Below are 1,698 nucleotides of genomic sequence, written 5' to 3'. Positions count from 1 at the left end.
TTCTTTAAGGTAAGGAGGTGATCCAACCGCAGGTTCCCCTACGGTTACCTTGTTACGACTTCACCCCAGTCATGAATCACAAAGTGGTAAGCGCCCTCCCGAAGGTTAAGCTACCTACTTCTTTTGCAACCCACTCCCATGGTGTGACGGGCGGTGTGTACAAGGCCCGGGAACGTATTCACCGTGGCATTCTGATCCACGATTACTAGCGATTCCGACTTCATGGAGTCGAGTTGCAGACTCCAATCCGGACTACGACGCACTTTATGAGGTCCGCTTGCTCTCGCGAGGTCGCTTCTCTTTGTATGCGCCATTGTAGCACGTGTGTAGCCCTGGTCGTAAGGGCCATGATGACTTGACGTCATCCCCACCTTCCTCCAGTTTATCACTGGCAGTCTCCTTTGAGTTCCCGGCCGGACCGCTGGCAACAAAGGATAAGGGTTGCGCTCGTTGCGGGACTTAACCCAACATTTCACAACACGAGCTGACGACAGCCATGCAGCACCTGTCTCACGGTTCCCGAAGGCACATTCTCATCTCTGAAAACTTCCGTGGATGTCAAGACCAGGTAAGGTTCTTCGCGTTGCATCGAATTAAACCACATGCTCCACCGCTTGTGCGGGCCCCCGTCAATTCATTTGAGTTTTAACCTTGCGGCCGTACTCCCCAGGCGGTCGACTTAACGCGTTAGCTCCGGAAGCCACGCCTCAAGGGCACAACCTCCAAGTCGACATCGTTTACGGCGTGGACTACCAGGGTATCTAATCCTGTTTGCTCCCCACGCTTTCGCACCTGAGCGTCAGTCTTCGTCCAGGGGGCCGCCTTCGCCACCGGTATTCCTCCAGATCTCTACGCATTTCACCGCTACACCTGGAATTCTACCCCCCTCTACGAGACTCAAGCTTGCCAGTATCAGATGCAGTTCCCAGGTTGAGCCCGGGGATTTCACATCTGACTTAACAAACCGCCTGCGTGCGCTTTACGCCCAGTAATTCCGATTAACGCTTGCACCCTCCGTATTACCGCGGCTGCTGGCACGGAGTTAGCCGGTGCTTCTTCTGCGGGTAACGTCAATGAGCAAAGGTATTAACTTTACTCCCTTCCTCCCCGCTGAAAGTACTTTACAACCCGAAGGCCTTCTTCATACACGCGGCATGGCTGCATCAGGCTTGCGCCCATTGTGCAATATTCCCCACTGCTGCCTCCCGTAGGAGTCTGGACCGTGTCTCAGTTCCAGTGTGGCTGGTCATCCTCTCAGACCAGCTAGGGATCGTCGCCTAGGTGAGCCGTTACCCCACCTACTAGCTAATCCCATCTGGGCACATCCGATGGCAAGAGGCCCGAAGGTCCCCCTCTTTGGTCTTGCGACGTTATGCGGTATTAGCTACCGTTTCCAGTAGTTATCCCCCTCCATCAGGCAGTTTCCCAGACATTACTCACCCGTCCGCCACTCGTCAGCGAAACAGCAAGCTGCTTCCTGTTACCGTTCGACTTGCATGTGTTAGGCCTGCCGCCAGCGTTCAATCTGAGCCATGATCAAACTCTTCAATTTAAAAGTTTGATGCTCAAAGAATTAAACTTCGTAATGAATTACGTGTTCACTCTTGAGACTTGGTATTCATTTTTCGTCTTGCGACGTTAAGAATCCGTATCTTCGAGTGCCCACACAGATTGTCTGATAAATTGTTAAAGAGCAGT

General features: G+C 52.8%; 1 rRNA gene. It reads right to left on the bottom strand.

Annotated elements, in window-relative coordinates:
* Nucleotides 1–10: 10 nt before the first annotated feature.
* Nucleotides 11–1,552: ribosomal RNA gene (locus BGE37_RS24675) — 16S ribosomal RNA — on the bottom strand.
* Between the last annotated feature and the right edge of the window lie 146 nt (nucleotides 1,553–1,698).

Source organism: Escherichia sp. MOD1-EC6300, assembly GCF_002965045.1.
GTDB lineage: Bacteria > Pseudomonadota > Gammaproteobacteria > Enterobacterales > Enterobacteriaceae > Escherichia > Escherichia coli_F.
Note: the sequence above shows the minus strand (reverse complement) of the source record. Positions and strands in the feature narration are given on the sequence as shown.